Below are 22,318 nucleotides of genomic sequence, written 5' to 3'. Positions count from 1 at the left end.
GACTCTGAGGGCAGAAAGTCCTCAACTGCGGAGAAATACGACAGCTGTGCGTACGGCTACCCGCTGACCAGCTCAATGTCGACCGGATTCTCGGCCAGCTCAAACAGCCGTTCGGTGTCCTCCCGGGTGCACGGCGCGGTGCCCGGGGTGAGCAGCTTGGCCGCCCCGGCGGCGATACCGAGCCGCACCGCCTTGGCCAGCGGCCATCCGCGGGTCAGGCCGACCGCGATACCGGCCACCATGGCATCGCCGGCGCCGACGCCGCTTCCCGGCGGCACCGGCACCGCGGGGCAGCGGTGCGCGCTGTGCGGGGTGACCAGCAGCGCGCCCTGGGCGCCCAGGGACACCACGATGTAGTGCGCACAACCCCGACCGATCAACTCGCGTGCGGCGGCGATCTGCTCGGATTCGGTGGCCAACTCGCGGCCGACGCATTCGCGCAGCTCCCGCAGGCTGGGTTTGAGCAGGAACACCCCGGAACTGATGTGTTTGAGCCCGCCCCCGGAGGTGTCCAGGATGAACAGTGCGCCGATCTCCTCGCACACCGTGGAGACCTGCTGGTAGAAGTCCGGTGGTACCCCAGGCGGAAGACTGCCGCTGGCCACCACGATTGCCGTCGACGCCGCGGCGCGCCGCAGCTGCAGCAGGCATTCGGTCTGTTCAGCCAGGGTGAGCTCGGGCCCCGGTAACACGAACCGGAACTGCCGATCGGTGCTGCGCTCGTTGACGGTAATGCTCTCCCGGGTCGACCCGCCGATGGGAATCGGGTGCACCGAGACGCCTTCGGCGGTCAACAGCCGGGTGATCATGTCGCCCGCCGAACCACCGGCCGGATAGATGGCCACCGACGAGGCGCCCAGCACGTCGGCCACGTGGGCGACGTTGATCCCGCCGCCGCCCGGGTCATAGCGCGCCGCCGCGCAGCGCAACTTGTCGGTCGAATGCACCACGTCGGTGCTCGTGGTGATGTCCAGGGCCGGGTTCATCGTCAGCGTGACGATGCGATGCCCCGTGGCGGTGCGTTCGCTCATCGTTTACAGGCCGCTCGGATAGGTTTCCGGTGTCTCCCCGGCGATCCAGACGCTGGTCGGCTCCAGCGGCTCCAGCGCCCGGGTTTCGTCGATGTGGATCATGGCGTCGAACTGGTCGGACGGACGTACGTGGAAGTAGTGGCTCTGCCGTTCGGTGCGGGGAAGGTAGATCACCCCAATCGCCCGGCCCAGCCGCACCACGTCCAGCGCCTTGGCGGCGGGCGAGCCATCGTGGGTTGGCACCAGGAAGGCGGTCTTGCCGGTGTCGTGCAGTAGTTCCTCGATGCTGCCCGCCAGTGCCGGGCGCACCACCTTGCGCTCGGAGATGCCGCCCCAGTCGCTGGCGGCGGTGACCGTGCCGCAGTAGGTGGAGAACCCGATCAGGCGGGCCTGCTCGCCGTAGTGCTCGCGGGCCAGCTGGCCGATGGTGAGCTGACCGTCCGCCGAGACCTCGGTGGCGCGCGCATCGCCGACATGAGAGTTGTGCGCCCACACCACAATTCGGGCCGGTTCGGCACCGCCGTGTCGGTCCAGGTGGGCCACCAGTGCGTTCAGGGTCTGGGCCATGTGCTTGTCACGCATGTTCCACGAGGTGACCCGGCCGCGGAACATGCCGCGGTAGTAGGCCTCGGCATTGCGAACCGTCATCGCGTTCTGTTGGGCGTAGAACAGTTCGTCCTCGGCACGTTCACCGTCGTCGGCCAGATAGGCCAACGCGTCGCGCTGCATCTCTACCAGTTGTTCGACGGCCTGGCGCTCACACGACGGGCCCGCGCCGAACGCGGCGGCATAGCCGTAGGCCTGACCGTCGTCGCCGGCGGAGTGATCGAAGCAGGCGTAGCGCGCTCTGGCCCGCACCGCAGCCTTGGGATCGACGGTGTCGAGATAGGCGATGACCTCCTGCATGGAGCGGTGCAGGCTGTAGAGGTCCAGTCCGTAGAAGCCGGTCTGCTTACGCCCGTCGGCCGCGCAGCGTCCGTTGTGCCAGCGCAGCCATCCGACGAAGTCCCGGACCACGGTATTACGCCACATCCAGGACGGGAACCGCTGGAAGCCGCGCAACGCCTCCTCCGGCGTCGAATCGACCCCGATCCCGCGCACGTACCGGTTGACCCGGTAGGCGTCAGGCCAATCTGCTTCGGCGGCAACAGCATTGAAGCCCTTCTCCTCGATCAGCCATTTGGTGATCTCTGCCCGGGCCGCGTAGAACTCGTGGGTGCCGTGGGAACTCTCGCCGATCAGCACCACGCGGGCGTCGCCGATCAGGTCGTCGAGCACCTCGCGCGCCGGTACCCCGCCGGGGGCGTCGACGGCGGCGCGGGCGACCAGGTCCGCGGCGCGCGGCTCGGCCAGCGGCACCGCCACACCGGCGGTTGGCCGAGACAACAGCTCGCGCACCTCCTCGTCGCTGACTTGGCTGAAGTCCCAGAAGGATTCGCCGACCGCCAGGAACGGGGTCGGCATCGAGGCGCACACCACGTCGTCGACGATGCCGGCGAACTCGCGGCAGGTGGACTCCGGAGCTGCCGGCACGGCGATCACGATCTCGGCGGGCTCGGATTCGCGCAGCGCCTGCACGGCCGCCAGCATGCTCGACCCGGTGGCTAGCCCGTCGTCGACCAGGATCACCGTCTTGCCGGTGACCTGCAGCGGCGGCCGGCCCTCCCGGTAGGCGGCCTCCCGTCGGACCAGCTCGTGGGCTTCCCGCTCGGTGATCTCACGCAACTGCTGTGGCGTGATCTGCAGTCCGCGCAGTACATCGTCGTTGACCACGACCCGCCCTCCGCTGGCCAGCGCTCCGACGGCGAACTCCTCGTGGCCGGGAGCGCCGAGCTTGCGGACGATGAACGCGTCCAGCGGGGCGCCCAGCGACCTGGCCACCTCGTAGGCGACCGGGATGCCGCCGCGGGCCAAGCCCAGCACCACCACGCCGGGCTTGCCTCGGTAGGACTGCAGCAGGCCGGCCAACACCTGGCCGGCCTCACGCCGGTCTTTGAACACCCTGCGCGGCTGCTGCCGGCGGACTCCGGTGGATCGGGTCATCGTCGTCCTCCGGTGAGTGCGGTCAGTACGGCGCGGCGGACCTCGACGGTCTCCATCTCCGACATCGACGTGGCGAAGAGCTGGTTGGCCAGATTCGACAGCGCCCGCGCGACGGCCAACTCGTCACGGAGCTCGACCGCGTGCTCGTCACCGGCATCCATCCGGGCCCTGCCGATCCCCTCCAGGGTGGTGCCGCGCCAGGACAACCGGGCCGTGGCCTGGGTCCGGTCGTCTTCGTCGTCGACGGCGATCAGCACTGCGGAGTGTTTGATCTCGTGGTGTTCCATTTCGGGCCCCCTGGTGTGAAACCAAGCCCCGCGCTTTCTGCGACGACGCAGCGCCTGGTGGTCAAATCCGACCACCCACCTCAGGGTGTTGGTAGGGCCCGAAGTCCCGCCGCGGGGGGCCGTTCGTCGACGCCGGCCCGACCGGGCCCCGGCTTCCCGGTTGGGGGCAGAAGACCCTACGAATTGGCGTCCACCCTGCGACAGACTGGCCGCATGTGGAAGAGCGTGGTGGGTACGGTGCTCGCCGGGGCCGGGTTGTACGGCGCCCGCAGGTTCTACCGGAACTGGGGCACCACCAAGGAGGAGTGCGAAACACCGCTTCCCGGTGACGAACTCGTCGGGGGCCCGGCGGTGCAGACCACCGAAGGGGTGTGGATCGACGCCCCCGCCAGCGCGGTGTGGCCGTGGCTGGTCCAGATGGGTCAGGACCGCGGCGGGCTCTACAGCTACGAGTCCCTGGAGCGACTGATCGGGCTGAAACTGCGCAACGCCGACCGGATCCACCCGGAATGGCAGCAACTCGCCGTCGGCGACGTCGTGCGGTTGGTGCCTCGGGGCTGGATGGCGCTTCGCGACGGGCTCGCGCTGCCGGTGGCGCAGATCGTCGACGGCCAGTCGATCGTGTTGCGGGTGGATCCCACCCGCTCGCCGTGGGACGGCGTCTGGTCGTTCCACGTCATGCCGCGCTGGGAGGACCGGTGCCGGTTGCTGGTCCGCAGCCGCTCCCGGATGCACGTGCCCGGCGAGGTCCTCGGTGCCGAATTGTCCGGACCGGTGGTGTCGCTGATGACCCGCGGCATGCTGCTGGGTATCAAACGCCGTGTCGAGGCTGCCGCCGGACGCCAGACCTAGCCGCGAAGCTCCAGGACGTCGGCGAGCGGGCGGCGCGGGGTGGCGGGGGGTACCTGCGCGATCGAGGGCACCAGCCCGACCCGGATGAGCAACTGCGGATCGTCGGTGGCGCCGGTCAGAGCCCGGACAATCGCGCGGCTGGCCTCCAGCTCGGTCATGTGCGTCAGCGTGCAGGTGGCCAGGCCGGCCAGCGTGGCCTCCAGCAGCACCGTGGACAGCACCTCGCCGCAGCCCAGCGCCTCGCGGCGGGAATCGCCGTAGGTCGACAACACCAGGATCGTGGACCGGTCATGGTCGACCTCGGGACGCCGGTCGGGGTGCTCGTCGGCCGGGAAGGTGCGGGCGACATCGACCCGATCCCGCTCGGCGGCAGAGACCAAAGTGCTGTACGGCACACCATCGGAAATCTCGAAAGGCGCAGTCCACCACTGTAATTCGGCATGGTAGGAGGAGTCGTACCGGCGCAGCGACTCGGTCAGCCGGGAGGCCTCGGCGAGCTGCGGCCGCACCGCATCGGGCAGAACGTACAGCGACGCGAGGTCGGTGTCGACGGTGCTGCGCAACACCGGTTCGACGGCAGCCCAGTTGGGTGGCGGCGCGAACGGCAGCCGGTCGGTGTGCCGCGCCAGGATTGCGTCGGCGCGGGCTCGGTGGGCGTCGGTGACGAACTCCAGCGGGCTGAAGCCGACGGTCGCCAGATGGTCGAGATCGTTGGGGTTGGGGAACCGCGCCACCTGCGCCTGCCAGCCGGCGGCCGCGGCGGCCACCCGCAGGTGATCCAGCACGGCGCCGCAGCTGATGATCGCCTCACGGCCGCTGAGGTCGGTGGCGTGCGGGACCCGATGCGGTTCGACGAACAGCTTCAGCTCCGACCCTGTCCAGACCCAGTGCCATGGCTGGCTGTTGTGCACCGACGGCGCGCGGCACGCCAGCTCAACCACATTGGCCAGCACCTGAGGGTCCAGCGCCGACTTGGCCATGGACAATCACCGCCTTCTGTTCTCCGATCAACCATATGTCGGTGCACTCCGGATGCCAGGGGCCGGAAGTCACTTCGCCGTCGAAAGGCCGCCGTCGAAAGGCCTTTGTACTCTCGGCGGAGGGGACCTTGCACCCGGCCGAAGTGGTCGTAGGACCGCTGTGTCGGTGCTGGCTGCGGGCAAGGATCGAACCCATGGGATCGCGACCGCTCACAGAGACAGCCGCCGCACCTGGATCGGATGCCGACCCCCATCCGCTGATCGCCGAAACCCACACCGGAATGGTGTTCCTGGTCGGCGATCGCGCCTACAAGGTCAAGAAGCCGGTGGTCACCGATTTCCTGGACTTCTCCACCCTGGAGCGGCGTGAACGTGCCTGCTCCCACGAGCTGGCCCTCAACAGTCGGCTGGCACCCGGCAGCTATCTGGGCATCGCCCACTTCACCGCGCCCGGCGGCCTGCCGGAGCCGGTGATCGTCATGCGCCGCCACCCCGACGAGCGCCGGCTGGCCAGCCTGGTCCGCAGTGGCCAACCGGTGCACGACCAGCTGGCCGCGGTGGCGCTGGTGTTGTCGCGCTTCCACGCCGTCGCCGCACGCGGGCGGGAGGTGGACGCCCAGGGTCGGGTGGACGCGATCACGCAGCGTTGGCAGGAGAATCTCACCGAACTCGCCCGGTATGCAGGCGGCGTGGTTCCCGGCATCGACCCCGATGAGGTGGCCGAGATCGGCAGGCTGGCAATCGATTACATTGCCGGTCGCTCGGTCCTGTTCGCGCGCCGGATCGGCGGCCACAAGATCGTCGACGGGCATGCCGATCTGTTGGCCGACGACATCTTCTGTCTCGACGACGGCCCCGCGTTGCTGGATTGCCTGGAGTTCGACGACCAGCTGCGCTACGTCGACGTCATCGACGATGCCGCCTTCCTGGCGATGGATCTGGAGTTCCTGGGCCGCCCCGACCTGGGCGCGATGTTCCTGGACAGCTACACCCGGGTCGCCGAGGACGACGCGCCCTCCTCCTTGCGCGACTTCTACATTGCCTACCGCGCCGTGGTGCGGGCCAAGGTCGACTGCGTCCGCCACACCCAGGGCAACCCCGGCGCGGCCGCCGATGCCCGGCGCCACCTTGACGTTGCCCGCGACCACCTTCGCGCCGGAGCGGTCCGGTTGATCATCGTGGGCGGCGGGCCGGGCACCGGCAAGACGACCGTGGCTCGGGCGCTGGCCGAATGCCTTGATGCGCAGGTGATCTCCACCGACGACGTCCGCGCCGAGATGGTGAGCCTCGGCGAGATCAGCGGTACCCCCGGTGTGCTCGACGAAGGTCTCTACACCCGGGAGAACATCGACGCGGTGTACCAGGGTGTGCTGCGCCGCGCCCACCTCGGCCTGTGCGAGGGTCGCACCGTCATCCTGGACGGCACCTGGCTCGACGAGCGGCACCGCGAGAGCGCCCGGCACCAGGCCGCCGATTCGGCGGCGCAGCTGGTCGAATTCGCCTGCATTGCACCGCTGGAGGCCACCGTCGGCCGGATCCGTAGCCGCACCCGCACCACCTCGCAGGCCACCCCCGAGATTGCCACCGCACTGGCCGATCGCGTCGAGGGCACCTGGCCCGGCGCACATCCCATCGACACCACCACCGCGCTGGCCGACTCCGTGGCGCAGGCCCAGGAGATCTGCCGCGGTGCCGTCTGACACGTCCCGCACCACACCCGAGGAGAGCCCGATGCCGAGCCCGAACTACGTTGCCGACATTTCCGACCTGCGGATCACCGATGCCGAGGAGGCCGGCGGCAAGGGCGCCAACATGGGCGAGATGGTGGCCGCGAACCTGCCGGTACCGCCCGGATTCGTCCTGTTACGGGACTGCTACCTGGCCTCCATGCAGGTCGGCGGGGTGGCCGACGAGCTCAACGCCGCGCACCGTGCGGCGCTGTCATCGGAGCCGGCCGAGCTGAGCGAGATGTGTGAGCGCATGCAGGCGCTGGTGTGGAAGGCCGGCGTCGCCGACGATGTCCGCGAATCGGTGCTGACCGCCTACCGCAAGCTGGATTCTGCCGCGGTGGTGGCGGTGCGGTCCTCGGCAACCGGCGAAGACGGCGCCGATGCGTCCTTCGCCGGGATGAATGCCACGTTCACCAACATCAGCGGCGAGCAGGAGCTGATCGAGGCGGTGCAGCGCTGCTGGGCCTCGCTGTTCAGTCCGCGCGTGGTGACCTACCGGGCCAGCCGCAAGTTCAGCACCGATCCGGCCATGGCGGTGGTGGTGCAGCTGATGATCGCTTCCGAGCGGTCCGGGGTGGCGTTCACCGCCGACCCGAGCACCGGAGCCGAGGACCGGGTTGTCGTCGAGGGGGCGTTCGGCCTGGGCGAGGTGGTGGTGTCGGGTTCCGTCGAGCCCGACACATATATCGTCGCCAAGGACACCGGCGAGATCCTCAGCCGCCGAAGGGGTTACAAGTCTTTCAAGATCGTCCGCGGCGCCGACGGCAACGACCAGAAGGTCGACCTCAGCGAGGCGGAGGCGGAGTCTCAGGTGCTCTCGGACGAGGAGGTCGGCGAGATCGTGGCGCTGGCGCTGGCCACCGAGCGGCACAACGGCTGCCCGCAGGACACCGAGTGGGCGATCGCCGACGGCAAAGCCTGGCTGGTGCAGGCCCGCCCGATCACCACCTTGCATCACGCCACGATGTCCACCCCCGAGACCCATGAGGTGGTGGCCCGTGGGCTGCCGGCCGCACCGGGCGAAGCCTCCGGCACGGTGCGGGTGCTGCTCACTCCCGAAGAGGGCAGCCGGTTGCTCGACGGCGAGGTGCTGGTGGCCCAGATGACCAACCCGGACTGGCTGCCGACGATGCGCCGCGCCGCCGCGCTGGTGACCGACACCGGCGGAATGACCTGTCACGCCGCCATCGTCGCCCGCGAGCTGGGCGTGCCCTGCATCGTCGGTGCCCGCACCGCAACTACCGACCTGGCCGACGGCATGGTCGTCACGGTGGACGGGACCCACGGCCGGGTGCTGACCGGTCGCACGAACGCGACGGGCGGCGCCCAGACCGCGCCCGTCGATGCCCAACCGGCCGCTGCGGCGGTGGTCTCCGAGGTGACCGCGACCAAGATCTACGTCAACCTGGCGATGCCCGACAGCGCCGAGCGGGTCGCCGCCCTCGACGTCGACGGTGTCGGGTTGTTGCGGGCAGAGTTCATCCTCACCGATGCGTTGCGCAACCGCCATCCGCGCGATCTGATCGCCCGCGGCGAGCAGGACACCCTGGTCGACGCCCTGGCCGCCGCGGTGGGCCGGATTGCCGCGGCCTTTGCGCCGCGGCCGGTGGTGTACCGGGCCACCGACTTCCGGACCAACGAGTTCCGCGGGCTGGCCGGCGGCGAGGCCTATGAGCCCGTCGAACACAACCCGATGATCGGCTACCGCGGGTGTTACCGATACGTCAAAGAGCCCGACGTGTTCGCCCTGGAACTCACCGCACTGGCCCGGGTGCGTGAACAGAATCCCAACCTGCACTTGATGATTCCTTTCGTGCGGACCAAGTGGGAACTCGAGGAGTGCCTGTCGCTGGTCGATGCCAGTCCGCTGGGCCGCCAGCGCGGCCTGCACCGCTGGGTGATGGCCGAGGTGCCTTCGGTAGTGCACTGGCTGCCCGAGTACGTGGGCATGGGCATCGACGGGGTGTCGATCGGCAGCAACGACCTGACCCAGCTCATGCTGGGGGTCGACCGCGACTCCGACATCTGCGCCGAACTGTTCGACGAGTCCGACGCCGCGGTGCTCGATGCAATCGGCCGCATCATTTCCACCGCGCGGCGGCTGGGCATAACATCGTCGCTGTGCGGCCAGGCACCGTCGACCAAACCGGCTTTCGCCGAACACCTTGTGCGGATGGGTATCACGTCGGTGTCGGTGAACCCAGACGCCGCCGGGCGCGCACGGCGCACGGTCGCCGCAGCCGAGCGTCGCCTGCTCCTGGAAGCCTCGCGCGCCGGTGACAGCAACCGTTCCCGATGAACGCCCGGCCGCCCCGCAGTCGCCGTCGCTGACCGCGGCCGCGGTGGCGGCCGCGCCGCTCGCCGACGTGCTGGGCTGGCTGGACACCTCCGACGACGGGCTATCCAGCGCCGAGGCCGCCGCCCGGCTGGCTAAGTTCGGCCCCAATTCGCTTCGTACCCATCGGGTCAGCGCCTGGGCGGTGCTGCGCCGGCAACTCAACAACGCGGTGCTGGCCCTGCTGGCGGTCACCGCGGTGCTGTCCTACTTCCTCGGCGACAGCACCCAGGCCGTGATCATCGGCCTGATCCTGGCGGTCAGTGTTGGCCTCGGTTTCATCAACGAGTACCGCGCCGAGCGCGCCAGCGCCGCGCTGCACTCAAGCGTGCGTCACACCGCCGTGGTGCGCCGCGACGGCAGCGACGTCAAGCTCGACGTCAACGAGCTGGTACCCGGTGATGTCATCGAACTGGCGCTGGGGGAGCTGGTTCCGGCCGACGTGCGGGTGCTCAGCGTCAACGGATTGGAATGCAACGAGAGCATCCTCACCGGCGAGTCGACCGCGGCCGAGAAGTCGGTGTCGCCGGCACCGCGCGACGCGGCGCTGGCCGACGCGACCGACCTGGCGTTCATGGGCACTGTCGTCAGTGCCGGCAGTGCCACCGCGGTGGTGTACGCCACCGGCCTCGACGCCCAGTTCGGCCGGATCGCTGCCGGGCTGGGGGAGCGTCAGCCCGAAACCGACTTCCAGGCCGGGTTGCGCCGATTCTCCTATCTGCTGCTGCAGGTGGCGATCACCCTGACGGTGCTGATCCTGGTGACCAATCTGCTGTTGCGCCGGCCGGTGATCGACTCCGTGCTGTTCGCGTTGGCGATCGCGGTGGGCATCACCCCGCAGCTGTTGCCCGCGGTGGTCAGCACCAGCCTGGCCACCGGGTCGCGGCGGCTGGCCAAGCTCAAGGTTCTGGTCAAGCGGCTGGTGTGCATCGAGGACCTCGGCGATATCGACATCCTGATCACCGATAAGACCGGCACCCTCACCGAGGGGCGGATCACCCTCATCGAGGCCGTCGATCCGTCCGGCGCCGCCTCGGAAGCGGTGCTGCGCAAGGGGTTGCTGGCCACCGATGTCGACCCGGCCGTCGGCGGCACCAGCGCCAACGCCCTCGACGCGGCGCTGTGGGAGTCCGACGCCGGGCAGCGGGTGGTCACTCGCGGAGTGACGCGGATCGCCGAACTGCCGTTCGACCACCTGCGACGTGCGACGTCGGCGCTGGTCGACGACGGCGGCGCCCGGATGCTGATCGTCAAGGGCGCGCCCGAACAGGTACTCGAGCACTGCACCGGCGTGCCCGCCGCGGCGCAGGATCTGATGGATGCGTTGTTCGCCGAGGGTCGGCGGGTGGTCGCGGTGGCCAGCCGGCCGGCGCCGGAGTTGTCCGGAATCGCCGCCGCCGATGAGTCGGGTCTGACCCTCGACGGCTTCCTGGTCTTCGCCGACCAGCCCAAACTGGCGGCCCGCGCGTCACTGCAGCGACTGGCCGAGCTGGGCATCGAGCTGAAGATCGCGACCGGCGACAACCCGCAGGTCGCCGAAAAGGTCTGTGCTGAACTGGGGTTGGCCGCCAAAGGCACCGTCACCGGCGCCGCGCTGGCCGAGCTGGACGAGGCGGGCTTTGAGACGGCGGCCCGCAACGCCACGATCTTCGCCCGGATCTCACCGGAGCAGAAGGCCAAGCTCATCACGGTGATGCGACACCATGGCCGGTCGGTCGGATTTCTCGGCGACGGTGTCAACGACGCGCTGGCGTTGCACGCCGCCGATGTCGGGATCTCGGTGGACACCGCCACCGATGTGGCCAAGGATGCCGCAGACGTGGTGCTGCTGGAGAAGGATCTGGGCGTGCTTGCCACCGGCGTGGCCGAGGGCAGGCGGATCTTCGCCAACACCATCAAGTACGTATTGATGGGCACCTCAAGCAATTTCGGCAATATGTTCAGCGCCGCGGCCGCGTCGGCGGTGCTGAGCTTCCTGCCGATGTTGCCCAGCCAGATCCTGCTCAATAACTTGCTCTATGACAGCTCGCAGCTGGCGATTCCCAGCGACCGCGTCGACGACGAGCAGCTACAGGCGCCCTCGCACTGGAACATCGCCTTCATCCGGCGGTTCATGCTCACCTTCGGTCCGATCAGCTCGCTGTTCGACTTCCTCACCTTCGGGCTGATGCTCGGTGTGCTCAACGCCGGGCCAACGGAATTCCGGACCGGCTGGTTCGTCGAATCCCTGGCCACCCAGACGTTGATCATCTTCGCGATCCGGACTCGGCGGATCCCGTTCGTGCGCAGCAGGCCTGGCGGCTGGTTGACGTTGACCACGCTGTCGGTGATTGCGCTCGGTATCGCGCTGACGGTGTCTCCGTTCGCGCATGCGCTCGGCTTCACGACGCTGCCGTGGCAGTTCTTCGGCGCGCTTGCCCTGTTCACCCTGGCCTACCTGGTGCTCGTCGAGATCACCAAGAAGGTGTTCTACACCGAGCCGACGCGGGCGGCCGCCCCGCCGCGGACCCGCGGCCGCGAACATCGGATTCACCGGCGCGCGGCCCGGTTCAGCCACAGCGGACGGCTACCGGAGCCGTTGGGGATGCCGGCGCTGGCCGGGACGAAGGGTCTGTGATCCAACCCCCAGGGTCCGGTGCGGCTTCTCGCGCCCAGCGCAGATGAGCCCGAAAACCCCAATAGGACTCCTGTGAGGGTGTAGAAAATTTGCATCGGCGTTATTTAAGGGATTAAGGGGCTTCAATGACGCGCTTTGGTGTGCGGGTAGGGGCTGCGGCGTTCTTGTTGGGGTTGTCCGTCGCCGGGCCGCAGGCCATGGGGGTCGCTAGCGCCGACATCGGAGATTCATCAACGACGCCGAGTTCCACATCGAGTAGCACCGTTGGTAGCGCATCTGCCAAGCAGACGGGCACGGCGCATCCGCGGCGAGCAGCGGCGAAAGCCGGCGCGGTCCTTGGTGGCGCCCAGTCGCCCGGTGGGGCGAATGCGGTGCCCAGATCTGCTGCTGCGTCGCCGGCGACCCTCCGCCGGGCGGTGGTGCCTCGCTTGACGAAACCCGCGCAGAGCGTTGTGGACGGTACCTCCACGACCTCCACGACTTCCGCGCCGCAACAGCCAGTATCGGCGGCAGCAGCGGCCGTACCAGCGGCCAGTGTTCACTCGCGCGCGGCGGCAACCGTCGCCAGGTCGTTGGTCGGCACCGGGCAAGAGGTGTCAGAGCCCGTTGATGAGGCACCATCGACCAGCGGATACGTCTCCGTTCAAACGCCGTCGTTGGGTGAGCGGATCAACACGGTGATCTACGGTTTCCTCGACGCCGTCTCGAAGGGCCTGTCCAAGTTTCCGACCAACCCGATCACCGACTTCTTGCAAGGTGCGTGGATGACCATGCGGCGCACCTTCTTCAACCAGGCCCCCACTCTCAACCCGTCACAGACCACCGGTCAGGTCAGCGGAACGATCACCGGCACCCTGGGGGCGGTTGATCCCGAAAGTGACCCGATGCTGTACGGAGTCCTCCAGAATCCCCAGGAGGGCACCGTCAGCCTCAACCCGGACGGCACCTACACCTACACGCCCGGATCAGACTTCGACGGTCGCGACGTGTTCATCGTCGCAGCCCGTGACATGGCCACCCCGGCGCTGAACGTGCTCGATCCCTTCGGTAACGGCATCACCGAAGCGCTGGTCATCGTTCAGCAGACCACCGGGCCCTTGGTGAACTACGAGTTCACCTTCAACCAAACGAGATACTGGTGGGGTGTTCAGCGGTGGACTCCGGAGGCCGAGCTCGGGCTGGAATGGGCCGCCTACAACCTGGCAGACGAAGTTGTGCCCGCCCAGCCCGTGACGCTGACCATCACGGCCACCGCCCAAAAGGTCGAGAAAGGCCTGGCTTCCGCCTCCAGCCCCCTCACCGCTAACACCGCCGGGTTTTTCCCCACGGTGGTGCAATCCCGAATCCAAACCGGCTCGCCCTCGGTGACCAAAGACGGTAAGCCAGTCCCCGACGGCAATGTCACGGTCAACTTCAACAACAGCTGGGGATATGAGGGCGTGGTGGGAGAGGGCCAGTACGACTACGAATCGGTGATGATGCACGAGCTGATGCACGCCTACGGTTTCTTGTCCGACGTCCGATCGGCCGGTAAGAACGGCGGCGCAAACGAAACCTGGTCAACCTTCGACAAGTTCATCACCAATATCAGCGGCGCACCCGCAATTGACCCGACCACGTACGCCTGGAAGGAGGCCTTCAATCCGAACCTGACCGGAGGAAACGGCGGCCTGTACTTCTACGGCACGAACGAGGCCGGCGCCTTCGGCGGAAAACCCGTACCGCTCTACACGCCCGCAGAATGGGATGCCGGTAGTTCGGTAACCCACCTCAATGACGCCTATTTTGACAACAACACCAACCCGAACGACCCGCGCTACATCCAATTGATGAATGCCAAGGACGAGGCCGGGATCAAAGCTCCCAACTATCTCAGTTCGATCGAGATCGGCATTCTCAAGGATCTTGGATACACCATGGCTGCGGCGGTGGTGACCGCACTCTCACCGCTCTGACCGGGGCGCCGGGCTAGCCGTTCGACAACAGCAGCAGATCACCCTTGCGTCGGGAGCGCCCGGCCGAGGTGGCCAGCTTGTGCAGCCGCTGCACCCCGCGCGCGATGCCGGCGGCGAGCTCGTCGACGTCGGCGGCGGTGTCGAAGTCGGCCAGTAACCCGAAGGCCAGCTCGTCGGCGTAGCTGAAGATGGCGATCCCGGTGCGGAAACCCGCCGCGATCGGCGGGATGGGTAGCAGCCGAACGACCTTGTGCCCCATGATCGTCAGGGGCTGGCGTGGGCCGGGCACATTGGTCACCACGGTGACCACCGACCGTTGCGGCAGCCGCGACAACAGCCGCACCGTCCACGCCGTTACCGGGAACGGGATCAGGCTGGTCGCCCACACCAGCACGCTGCCCGCCTGGCGCTGGCCGCTGGACTTGGCGATGGTCAGCCGGTCGTGCACGGCCCGCAGCCGCTGCAGCGGATCGGCGGTGTCGACGGGCAGCAGCGGCAGCATCAGGGACACGCGATTGTCCGAGACGTCCATGGCGTCGGTGGCCCGCACCGAGACCGGGACCAGGGTGCGCAGCGAATCCGGGCGGGGCTGCTGACCGCGACGCAGCAGCGCGGCTCGGTAGCTGTCGGCGACCGCGGCCAGCGCGACGTCGTTGATGGTGGTGCCGAAGGCGTGCGCGATCTCTTCGACATCGTGCATCTTCACCGCAGCCGAGCTGTAGCGGCGCAGATCACCGATCGGGCCGTTGAAGGACGACCGGGCCGCCGGGCGCAGCATGCTGGCGGTGATCTCGGCTGCTCCGCCCGCCGCCCGGAGCGTCACCTTGCCGGCGGTCAGGCCAAATCGCACCGAATCACCAACCCAGTCAAGGGGATTCAGACTTGGCATCGACACGCCGGTCCGCCGTGTCGATCGCTGGGCGGCACCGATCGAGCTGGCGAAGCTGGCGACGTCGGCCTCGTCGCACAGCCCGATGAGCAGGTTGCTGGCCGAGATGCCGTCGGCCAGCGCGTGGTGGACCTTGACCAGCAGTGCCCAGCGGTCCTGCGCCAAGCCCTCGATCACCCAGCACTCCCACAGCGGCCGCTCGCGATCCAGCCGGCGCTCCATGATGGAGGCGACCTCGGCGAACAGCGCCGTGTCGTCGCCAGGGTGCGGCAGAGCGGTGTGCCGCACATGGCGAGTCAGATCGAACGTCGGGTCGTCGACCCATTCGGGTGCGACCAGATCCAGGGGATGGGTGCGCAACACCTGGATGGCTCGCGGGTTGGTCAGGCAGCGCGCACCGATGGTGTCGCGCAGAACGCCGAATTCCGGTGCGGGGCCGGCCAGTACCGCGACGCCCCCGATGGCGAGACTGACGTGGTGGTCGGTGTCCTCGAGCTGCAGGAATCCTGCGTCCAAGGTCGTCAGGTGCTGGACCTTCGGAGCCATGTTCAGCCTCTCCCTATCCGCGTAGTCATCCAGTCTGCTGCTGGCGGCGCCGGGTCGGGAGGGCCGGAAGTCATCGGTTGGTGGGCCTGCGCGACGGCGGGTGATAGCTCGACGACGGCCGTCGGAAAAGGCCGAAGCCCGAGCTGCCGTGGAGTCGGGTTTCACGGCAGCTCGGGGCTGACTGGGATATCGACGGACGGGCCGTGGGCGTTACCGAGCGGAGCTGGAGTTTTTTTCCGGCGGGGCGCGGGTAGTCGGCGGGAACGGAGGTGACGACATGCCCAAGACCACCAAGAGCGGCGCCGCCAAGAAGCGCGAGCTGCCCAGCACGTTGCGAAAATCCGATGCCAAGGCGCAGCGGACCTTCGCCAAGGCCCACGATTTTGCGGCCCAGGAATACGGCGAGGAGGAGCGCGCGCATCGGGTCGCCTACAGCGCCCTGAAGCACAGTTACGAGAAGGTCGGCGACCACTGGGAGCCCAAGGACGCACCGGGCCCCTCCGACTCCCGCGCGCGCAGCGGCGGGCCCAACCCCAGCGGCGAGAGCGCTGAGGGCGTCAACGCCACCGCGACCAAGAAACATCTGCTCGAGGTCGCGCGGCGGCTGGATATCCGCGGTCGCTCGTCGATGGATAAGGCCGAGCTGGTGTCGGCGATCAAGAAGGCGAACCGGCGCGAGAGCAACCGCAACCGCTGATCAACGACTCCGACGCGGGGCAGCGGTGTCCAGTTCGGTGTCGGTGAAGAACTCCAGCAGGTATCGGCTCTCCTCGATGTCGCCGATGGTCCGGCGGGCTTTCTTGCGGGTGACCAGGATGCCGACCACGGCCAGCGCCCACACCGCGTACTGCACGCACCACGCCAGCCGGAACGAGTCGAACGAGTACCCGCCGTTGGCCCCGATGATCATGCCCATGGCCTGCATTACCAGCAGCGAGGCCAGGAAGCCGCCCATGTTGACCGCACCCTGCGCGGTGCCCAGCGTGGATGTCGGGTTGAAGGTGCGCGCGAAGTCGAAGCCCACCATGGACCCCGGACCGCCGACCGAGATCACCACGATCAACACAACCAGCAGCCAGTGCGGAGCCGGCGCGGGCAGCGCGATCACGACGGTCCAGATGAGCGCGTTGCTGGCGATGATGCCCAGCACGAGGTGCGAACGCCGGTGCGGGTGCCGGCCGGTGAGGACGCCGATCACCACCCCGGCCACGATCGCGGAGACCACCGAGACGATCAGCAGGGTTCCCGCGGCCTTGCGGGAAAGGTTTTGCGCCACCATCAAATACGGCACACCCCACATCAGCGCGAACACGGTGACCGAGAACTGAGTGCCCATGTGGGTGAAGAAGCCCAACCGGGTGCCCGGGCGCAGCCAGACCGTGCGCACACTGGCCAGTGTGTCGCGCACGCTGGTGACCGGGTCGTGCACGGTAACCCCGGCGGGGGTGTTCTTCACCAGCAGCGCGGTGAGCACCAGCGACAGCACGCCCAGTGCCGCGACGGCCGTGTAGGCCGTGGTCCACCCCGAGCCGGCCAGCAGGGACAGGAACGGCACGGCGGACAGCACCTGCCCCAGCTGACCGGAGATACCGGTCAACTGGGTGACCAGCGGAATCTGGCGCGGCTTGAACCAGTGCGGGACGAGTCGCAGCACCGAGATGAAGGTGAACGCATCCCCGAGCCCGACCACCGCGCGGGCGGCGATCGCGGCGGGCAACGATTCGGTGAAGGCCAAGGTGAGCTGTCCGATCACCATCAGGGCGCCGCCGGTCAGGATCATCACCTTGGATCCGTACCGGTCCAGCAGGACACCGCCGGGGATTTGGGCGCCGGCGTAGACGATCACCTGCAACACCACGAAGGTGGACAACACGCCGGGGCTCGCCGAGAACCGCGCGGCGGCGTCGAGCCCGGATACGCCCAGGGTGGTCCGGTCCAGAACGGCCACGACGTAGGCCAACAACCCGGCCGACCACACAATCCAGGCCCGCACTGCCCGTCACCTTTCGCCGATCCGCCCCTCCCATCATCTCCCGGCGACGCAAATCGATTCCCGGGCGGCTACACCCGGGTCGAGGCGGGGTCGCCGCCGAAGCGCTGGGCCAGCCACACCGGTATGACCGCCAGCAGCGTCAGCGTCGCGGCCACGACGTTGATCACCGGTGCCTGGTTGGGCCGGAACAGGTTGCCGAAGATCCAGATCGGCAGCGTCTGCACCGTTGGTCCGGCGGTGAACGTCGTCACCACGATCTCGTCGAAGCTCAGCGCGAACGCCAGGATCGCACCGGCCAGCAGCGCGCCGCGCATCATCGGGAACGTGACGTAGCGAAACGTCTGCCAGTTCGAGGCGCCGAGGTCGGCTGAGGCGTCCTCGAACCCGGTGCCCAGCCGGCGCAGCCGGGCCTGGGTGTTGTTGAAGACGATCACGATGCAAAACGTGGCGTGTCCGACGATGACCGTCGCCAAGCCCAGCGTGACCCCCAGCGCAGAGGTGAACGTCGCGTTCAGGGCGATACCGGTGACGATGCCGGGAAGGGTGATCGGCAGCACCACCAGGAAGCTGATCGTCTGCCGTCCGAAGAACTGGTAACGCTGCACGGCAAAGGCCGCCATGGTGCCCAGCACGAGCGCGAGCAGCGTGGCACACAGGCCTACCACCACCGAGTTGCCCAGCGAGTGCCACATGCCGGAGCTGTTCCAGGCGTCGGCCCACCACCGCAGGGTGAAACCGGTGGGTGGGAAGGCGAACGTCTTGGACGAGTTGAACGCGTTGAGGACGACCAGAAGCAGTGGGGCGTAGAGGAATACCAGAACCAGCACGGTCCAACCCCGGACCAGGCGGCGCATCGCTGTCGAGAGCATCAGACGTTCTCCAGCGCACCGGTGCGTCGCATGGCGAGCAGGTAGAGCACGATCGCGGCCAGCGGGATCAACGACAGCGCCGCCGCCAGCGGCTGGTTGTTGGCCGTGACCAGCTGCCCGTAGATAATGTTGCCCAGCATCTGGGTCTTGCCGCCGACGATGGTCACCGCGATGTAGTCACCCATCGACAACGAGAACGTGAAGATCGAACCGGCCGCGATCCCGGGGAACACCAACGGCGCCACCACCGTCCGCAATGTCGTCAGATCGGAGGCGCCCAGGTCGGCGCTGGCGTCGATCAGCGGGTTGGGCACTCGTTCGAAGGCGGCGAACACCGGGATCACCATGTAGGGCAACCACAGATAGGCCAGCGTGAGCACCGTGGCGATCAGCCCGTAACCCGGTGTGTAGCCCGCCGCCCAGTTCAGCGGGCCGGCCGGCGACAGCAGCATCCGCCAGGCATAGGCCTTGACCAGATAGCTCGCCCACAGGGGAGTGGTGACCGCGACCACCAGGGCCAACCGCACCCGGGGTGAGGCCACCTTGGCCATGTACAGCGCCAGCGGCACCGCCAGCACGATGCAGATCACGGTGACGCTCAGCGCGATTCCGAGGGTGCGCAGGGTGGCCGTGCGGAACACCGCATCGGTCACCACCCGCACGATGTTGTCGCTGGTGTAGGACCGAACCACCGCGCCGGTGAAGGTGTCAGTGCTCCAGAACGCCGAAAGAAGCAGTACGCCAAGTGATCCCAGATAGGCCACGACGAGCCAGGCCAGCGGCGGAACCAGCAGGAACGCGAGGCGGATTCGCCGGCTCACCGGAGTGCGTCAGCCCTTGATCTGTTGCCACTTGTCGACCCACTCGCTGTAGGCCGTGCAGTTGTCGCCGCTGCCGTCCACACACTGCTTCTGCGGTGTGGTCCAGTAGCTGATCTTCTCCGCATAGGCGGCGTCGGTGGCGTGGTAGGTGTCGCAGAAGGTCTTGTCCGCGGTGAACTCGCAGGCCTTGGTCTGGGCCGGGGCCTCACCGAAGTACTCGGCGACCTGGGCGTTGATCTGCGGCGAGGTGATCCAGTCCATCCACTGGTACATGCAGTTGGGGTTCTTGGCCTTCGACGAGATCATCCAGGTGTCCGACCAGCCGGTCGACCCCTCCTTGGGCAGCACGGTGGCAATCTTGACCTTGTTGTCGCTAGTGAGCATGTTGGCGATCACCTGCCAGCTGGTGCCGATCACCGAGGTGCCCGACTCGAAGGCCTGTACCTCCTTGGTGTAGTCCGACCAGTACTCGCCGATGTTGGCGTGCTGGGCCTTGAGCAGATCCACCGCGGCGCCCAGCTGATCCTCGGTCAGGGCGTACGGATTCTTGATGCCCAGTTCGGGTTTCGTCTTCGACAGGTACAGCGCCGCGTCGGCGATGTAGATCGGCGAGTCGTACGCGGTGAGCTTGCCCTGGTATTCCGGCGCGCCGGGGAACACCGCGCCCCAGGTGTCCGGAGCGTCCTTGACGACGTCGGTGTTGTACATCAACAGGTTGGCGCCCCAGCCGTGCGGGATCCCGTACATCGTGCCGTCCACGGAGTTCCACGCCTTGTTCTTGAGGAACGCGGAGATGGTGTCGTAGTTCGGCACCAGCTTGGTGTTGACCGGTGCGACGTCCCCGGCGTAGATCAGTCGCAGCGTGGCATCACCGGAGGCCGACACGCCGTCGTACTGGCCGGTCCGCATCAGCTGAACCATCTCGTCGGAGGTGTTGCCGACCTTGACGTTGACCTTGCAGCCGGTCTTCTGCTCGAAGGGGTGCACCCAGTCGACCTTGGGGTCGTTGGAGCCGTCCTCGGCGTAGCCGGGCCAGGCGATCAGGTTGAGCTGGCCCTCGCCCTGCCCCAGCGCCGACAGCGGCTCCATCTTGGGTGGCGCGCTGGAGCCGCCTCCGCCGGATGGGGTGGAACTCGAACAGGCGGCGACCAGTGCGGCGCACGCGGCCAGTGCAACCGCGAGCCGGCGGGTGGTGGTTGTCATGGCGAGCTCCTTCGTTGAATCATGCGGACAAGGCGCGCACGGCGGTGTCTGGCCAGGCCAGCACCACCGATGCGCCGTGGGTGATGTCGGTGGAGGCCTCGGCCGACAGCAGGGTGGCGGTCAGCCGCACGCCGGAGGCGTCGGCGGCGATACGGGTGATCGGACCGGCGTAGACCACCTCGGCGACGTCGGCTGTGACAGTGCGCATTCCGGTGGGAACGGCGTCGCCGGGGGCGAGCACCAGGATCCGCTCCGGGCGGACCGCGAAGGTTCCGGGCCGGCCAATCAACGCTTCGGCGGTGGCGCCGTCGACCACATTCGAGGTGCCGACGAAGTCGGCTACGAATCGGTTGGCCGGGTTTTCGTAGACCTCGCGGGCGGCACCGACCTGTTCGATGCGGCCGTTGTTGAACACCGCGAGCCGGTCGCACAGCGTCAGCGCCTCATCCTGATCGTGGGTGACGATCACGAAGGTGATGCCTACCTCGCGCTGAATGGCCTTGAGCTCCACCTGCATCTGCTCACGCAGCTTGAGGTCGAGTGCGCCGAGCGGCTCGTCGAGCAGGAGCACCTTCGGCCGGCCGACGAGAGCGCGGGCCAGCGCGACGCGCTGCTGCTGCCCGCCCGACAGCTGGGTGGGCCTGCGCGCGGCGTGCCCGGACAGCCGCACCATGTCCAGGGCCGCGCCGGTGCGCTCCCGCCGTTCGGCTTTGGGCACCCCTTTGACCTTCAGGCCGTATTCGACGTTCTGGGCCACGGTCATGTGTGGGAAGAGTGCGTAGTCCTGGAAGACGGTGTTGGTGTCCCGCTTGGCCGGCGGCAGGGCGGTGACGTCGACGCCACCGAGGTGGACGCTGCCCGCGCTCGGCTGCTCGAAGCCAGCCACCATGCGCAGCACGGTCGTCTTGCCGGACCCCGACGGGCCCAGAATCGCGAACAGCTCGCCGTCGTCGACCGTCAGGTCCGCGCCCTCGACCGCGGTCACCTCGCCGAACACTTTCCGCACCCCGCGCAACTCGATCTGCGGAGACGGAGAAGGGCCGGGCGGCATGGGTGGATAGTACGGATTGCGTTGTCGGGGCGCACCCCGATGACCGACATCGCCGGTCATGGCGGCCCTACGCCACCGGATTCGCCACCGTGCGCGCACAACACAGATGTGACCAGTGGCGATCATGTGGTTATTGGGGCAGTTGTCGTATTCTGAGGCGCGTGTCCGTGTCGCGACGCGACGTGCTGAAGTTGGCCGCCGCAACCCCGGCCGCGTTGGGTCTGGGGGCTCTGGCGTCGGTGCTTGCCCCGTCATCGGCATCGGCCGAGCCGCTGGGGGTGCTGCTGGACTACGCCGCCGGTGTGATCAGCGCGAGTGACCTGAAGGCCTCCGGTGCGCTCGGTGCGATCCGCTACGTCTCCGACCGCCGCCCCGGCGGGGATTGGATGCTCGGTAAGCCGATCCAGCTGCCCGAGGCCCGTGATCTCTACCAGGCCGGCCTGAAGATCGTGTCGAACTACCAGTTCGGCAAGGCGGACACCGCGGACTGGCTCGGCGGTCAGCAGGCGGGGATCGCGCATGCCAAGCGGGGCTGGCAGCTGCACACCGCCGCCGGCGGCCCGGTCGCGGCCCCAATCTACGTCTCGATCGACGACGATCCCACCCCCGAGCAGTACCAGCAGCAGGTCGCGCCCTATCTGCGGGCCTGGGAATCGGTGATCGGGCACCAGCGGGTCGGGGTGTACGGCAACTCCAAGGTCATCGACTGGGCGCTACAGGACGGCATCGGATCCTGGTTCTGGCAGCACAATTGGGGCTCGCCCAAGGGCTACACCCACCCGGCCGCGCACCTGCACCAGGTCGAGATCGACAAACGCCAGGTGGCCGGCATCGGGGTCGACGTGAACGACATCCTCAAGCCCCAATTCGGGCAGTGGGACTGAGCAAAAACAAAACTTACCGACTAGTAAGGTTTTGCCAGCAAACTTTCCAACGCCATTCTGGTGAACGATTGTCGACTGAAAAACCGAGCAAGTGCTTGGCTGGACGGTTTCGCGCGGCGCGGCTGGCAGGGAATTCGTAGGTAACGATTCCATAACAATCGTGCTTTGATCTGCGCAGTTGTTCCTACTCGACCGTAACCACCTGCATGCAGGACGTTTGTCCCGGATGGTC

At 67.9% G+C, this 22,318-nt stretch carries 17 protein-coding genes; 7 read left to right on the top strand and 10 right to left on the bottom strand.

The genetic code is table 11. The features are described 5' to 3' along the window. Positions 1–56 precede the first annotated feature (56 nt). Genes ADBZ9K_RS08740 through ADBZ9K_RS08730 form a run of 3 tightly spaced genes read right to left on the bottom strand, consistent with a single transcriptional unit; the run spans position 57 to position 3,361 of the window. Positions 57–1,031, bottom strand: a complete 975-nt coding sequence (locus tag ADBZ9K_RS08740; protein WP_526619684.1) for a 1-phosphofructokinase family hexose kinase — start codon at positions 1,029–1,031, stop codon at positions 57–59. Between the two features lie 3 nt (positions 1,032–1,034). Then, on the bottom strand, positions 1,035–3,074 hold the full coding sequence (locus ADBZ9K_RS08735) for an erythromycin esterase family protein (RefSeq protein ID WP_526619683.1): 2,040 nt from the start codon (positions 3,072–3,074) through the stop codon (positions 1,035–1,037). Then, entirely contained in the window at positions 3,071–3,361 is a 291-nt protein-coding gene (locus ADBZ9K_RS08730) for a dsRBD fold-containing protein (RefSeq protein WP_526619682.1), read from the bottom strand. Before ADBZ9K_RS08730 ends, ADBZ9K_RS08735 begins: the two co-directional genes overlap by 4 nt. A 213-nt stretch (positions 3,362–3,574) precedes the next feature. On the opposite strand from ADBZ9K_RS08730, the gene ADBZ9K_RS08725 reads away from it, so the two are divergent. Then, complete coding sequence (locus ADBZ9K_RS08725; RefSeq protein ID WP_526619681.1) at positions 3,575–4,213, top strand: SRPBCC family protein; 639 nt, start codon at positions 3,575–3,577, stop codon at positions 4,211–4,213. Here the strand turns inward: ADBZ9K_RS08725 and ADBZ9K_RS08720 are convergent. Further along, the gene (locus ADBZ9K_RS08720) at positions 4,210–5,193 is read right to left on the bottom strand and encodes an Acg family FMN-binding oxidoreductase (protein WP_526619680.1); all 984 of its coding nucleotides are present in this window, start codon (positions 5,191–5,193) and stop codon (positions 4,210–4,212) included. The genes ADBZ9K_RS08725 and ADBZ9K_RS08720 overlap by 4 nt on opposite strands. 194 nt (positions 5,194–5,387) lie before the next feature. Between ADBZ9K_RS08720 and ADBZ9K_RS08715 the strand changes: the two genes are divergently transcribed. The 4 genes from ADBZ9K_RS08715 to ADBZ9K_RS08700 all read left to right on the top strand — a co-directional run bounded on the left by ADBZ9K_RS08715 (position 5,388) and on the right by ADBZ9K_RS08700 (position 13,830). Then, positions 5,388–6,893 (top strand): bifunctional aminoglycoside phosphotransferase/ATP-binding protein, encoded by a 1,506-nt coding sequence (locus ADBZ9K_RS08715; protein ID WP_526619679.1) that lies wholly within the window; start codon positions 5,388–5,390, stop codon positions 6,891–6,893. Between the two features lie 31 nt (positions 6,894–6,924). Continuing rightward, on the top strand, positions 6,925–9,222 hold the full coding sequence (ppsA, locus tag ADBZ9K_RS08710) for a phosphoenolpyruvate synthase (RefSeq protein WP_526619678.1): 2,298 nt from the start codon (positions 6,925–6,927) through the stop codon (positions 9,220–9,222). Next, a complete protein-coding gene (mgtA, locus tag ADBZ9K_RS08705) occupies positions 9,200–11,875 on the top strand; it encodes a magnesium-translocating P-type ATPase (protein WP_526619677.1) in 2,676 nt (891 codons plus the stop codon). The genes ppsA and mgtA overlap by 23 nt, the downstream gene beginning before the upstream one ends. 593 nt (positions 11,876–12,468) lie before the next feature. Continuing rightward, positions 12,469–13,830, top strand: a complete 1,362-nt coding sequence (locus ADBZ9K_RS08700) for an Ig-like domain-containing protein (RefSeq protein WP_526619676.1) — start codon at positions 12,469–12,471, stop codon at positions 13,828–13,830. A gap of 13 nt (positions 13,831–13,843) precedes the next feature. On the opposite strand, the gene ADBZ9K_RS08695 is transcribed toward ADBZ9K_RS08700, so the two are convergent. Next, positions 13,844–15,265: a WS/DGAT/MGAT family O-acyltransferase gene (locus tag ADBZ9K_RS08695; protein ID WP_526619675.1), complete on the bottom strand. Its 1,422-nt coding sequence runs from the start codon at positions 15,263–15,265 to the stop codon at positions 13,844–13,846. Positions 15,266–15,542: 277 nt separating this feature from the next. Between ADBZ9K_RS08695 and ADBZ9K_RS08690 the strand changes: the two genes are divergently transcribed. Then, positions 15,543–15,962, top strand: coding sequence for a ChaB family protein (locus tag ADBZ9K_RS08690; RefSeq protein ID WP_526619674.1), 420 nt, complete (start codon positions 15,543–15,545; stop codon positions 15,960–15,962). On the opposite strand, the gene ADBZ9K_RS08685 is transcribed toward ADBZ9K_RS08690, so the two are convergent. The 5 genes from ADBZ9K_RS08685 to ADBZ9K_RS08665 form a co-directional block, all read right to left on the bottom strand. Next, positions 15,963–17,258 carry an MFS transporter gene (locus ADBZ9K_RS08685; RefSeq protein ID WP_526619673.1) on the bottom strand — a complete coding sequence of 432 codons (1,296 nt, stop codon included), beginning with the start codon at positions 17,256–17,258 and terminating at the stop codon, positions 15,963–15,965. Between the two features lie 68 nt (positions 17,259–17,326). Continuing rightward, positions 17,327–18,127, bottom strand: coding sequence for an ABC transporter permease (locus tag ADBZ9K_RS08680; RefSeq protein ID WP_526619672.1), 801 nt, complete (start codon positions 18,125–18,127; stop codon positions 17,327–17,329). Next, positions 18,127–18,948, bottom strand: a complete 822-nt coding sequence (locus ADBZ9K_RS08675) for an ABC transporter permease (protein ID WP_526619671.1) — start codon at positions 18,946–18,948, stop codon at positions 18,127–18,129. Before ADBZ9K_RS08675 ends, ADBZ9K_RS08680 begins: the two co-directional genes overlap by 1 nt. A gap of 9 nt (positions 18,949–18,957) precedes the next feature. Next, on the bottom strand, positions 18,958–20,151 hold the full coding sequence (locus ADBZ9K_RS08670; protein WP_526619670.1) for an ABC transporter substrate-binding protein: 1,194 nt from the start codon (positions 20,149–20,151) through the stop codon (positions 18,958–18,960). Between the two features lie 19 nt (positions 20,152–20,170). Continuing rightward, positions 20,171–21,202 (bottom strand): ABC transporter ATP-binding protein, encoded by a 1,032-nt coding sequence (locus ADBZ9K_RS08665; protein ID WP_526619669.1) that lies wholly within the window; start codon positions 21,200–21,202, stop codon positions 20,171–20,173. 161 nt (positions 21,203–21,363) lie between these two features. On the opposite strand from ADBZ9K_RS08665, the gene ADBZ9K_RS08660 reads away from it, so the two are divergent. Then, positions 21,364–22,086: a glycoside hydrolase domain-containing protein gene (locus ADBZ9K_RS08660; RefSeq protein ID WP_526619668.1), complete on the top strand. Its 723-nt coding sequence runs from the start codon at positions 21,364–21,366 to the stop codon at positions 22,084–22,086. The last annotated feature ends 232 nt before the right edge of the window (positions 22,087–22,318 follow it).

The organism is Mycobacterium sp., assembly GCF_965229265.1.
Classification (GTDB): domain Bacteria; phylum Actinomycetota; class Actinomycetes; order Mycobacteriales; family Mycobacteriaceae; genus Mycobacterium.
Note: the sequence above shows the minus strand (reverse complement) of the source record. Positions and strands in the feature narration are given on the sequence as shown.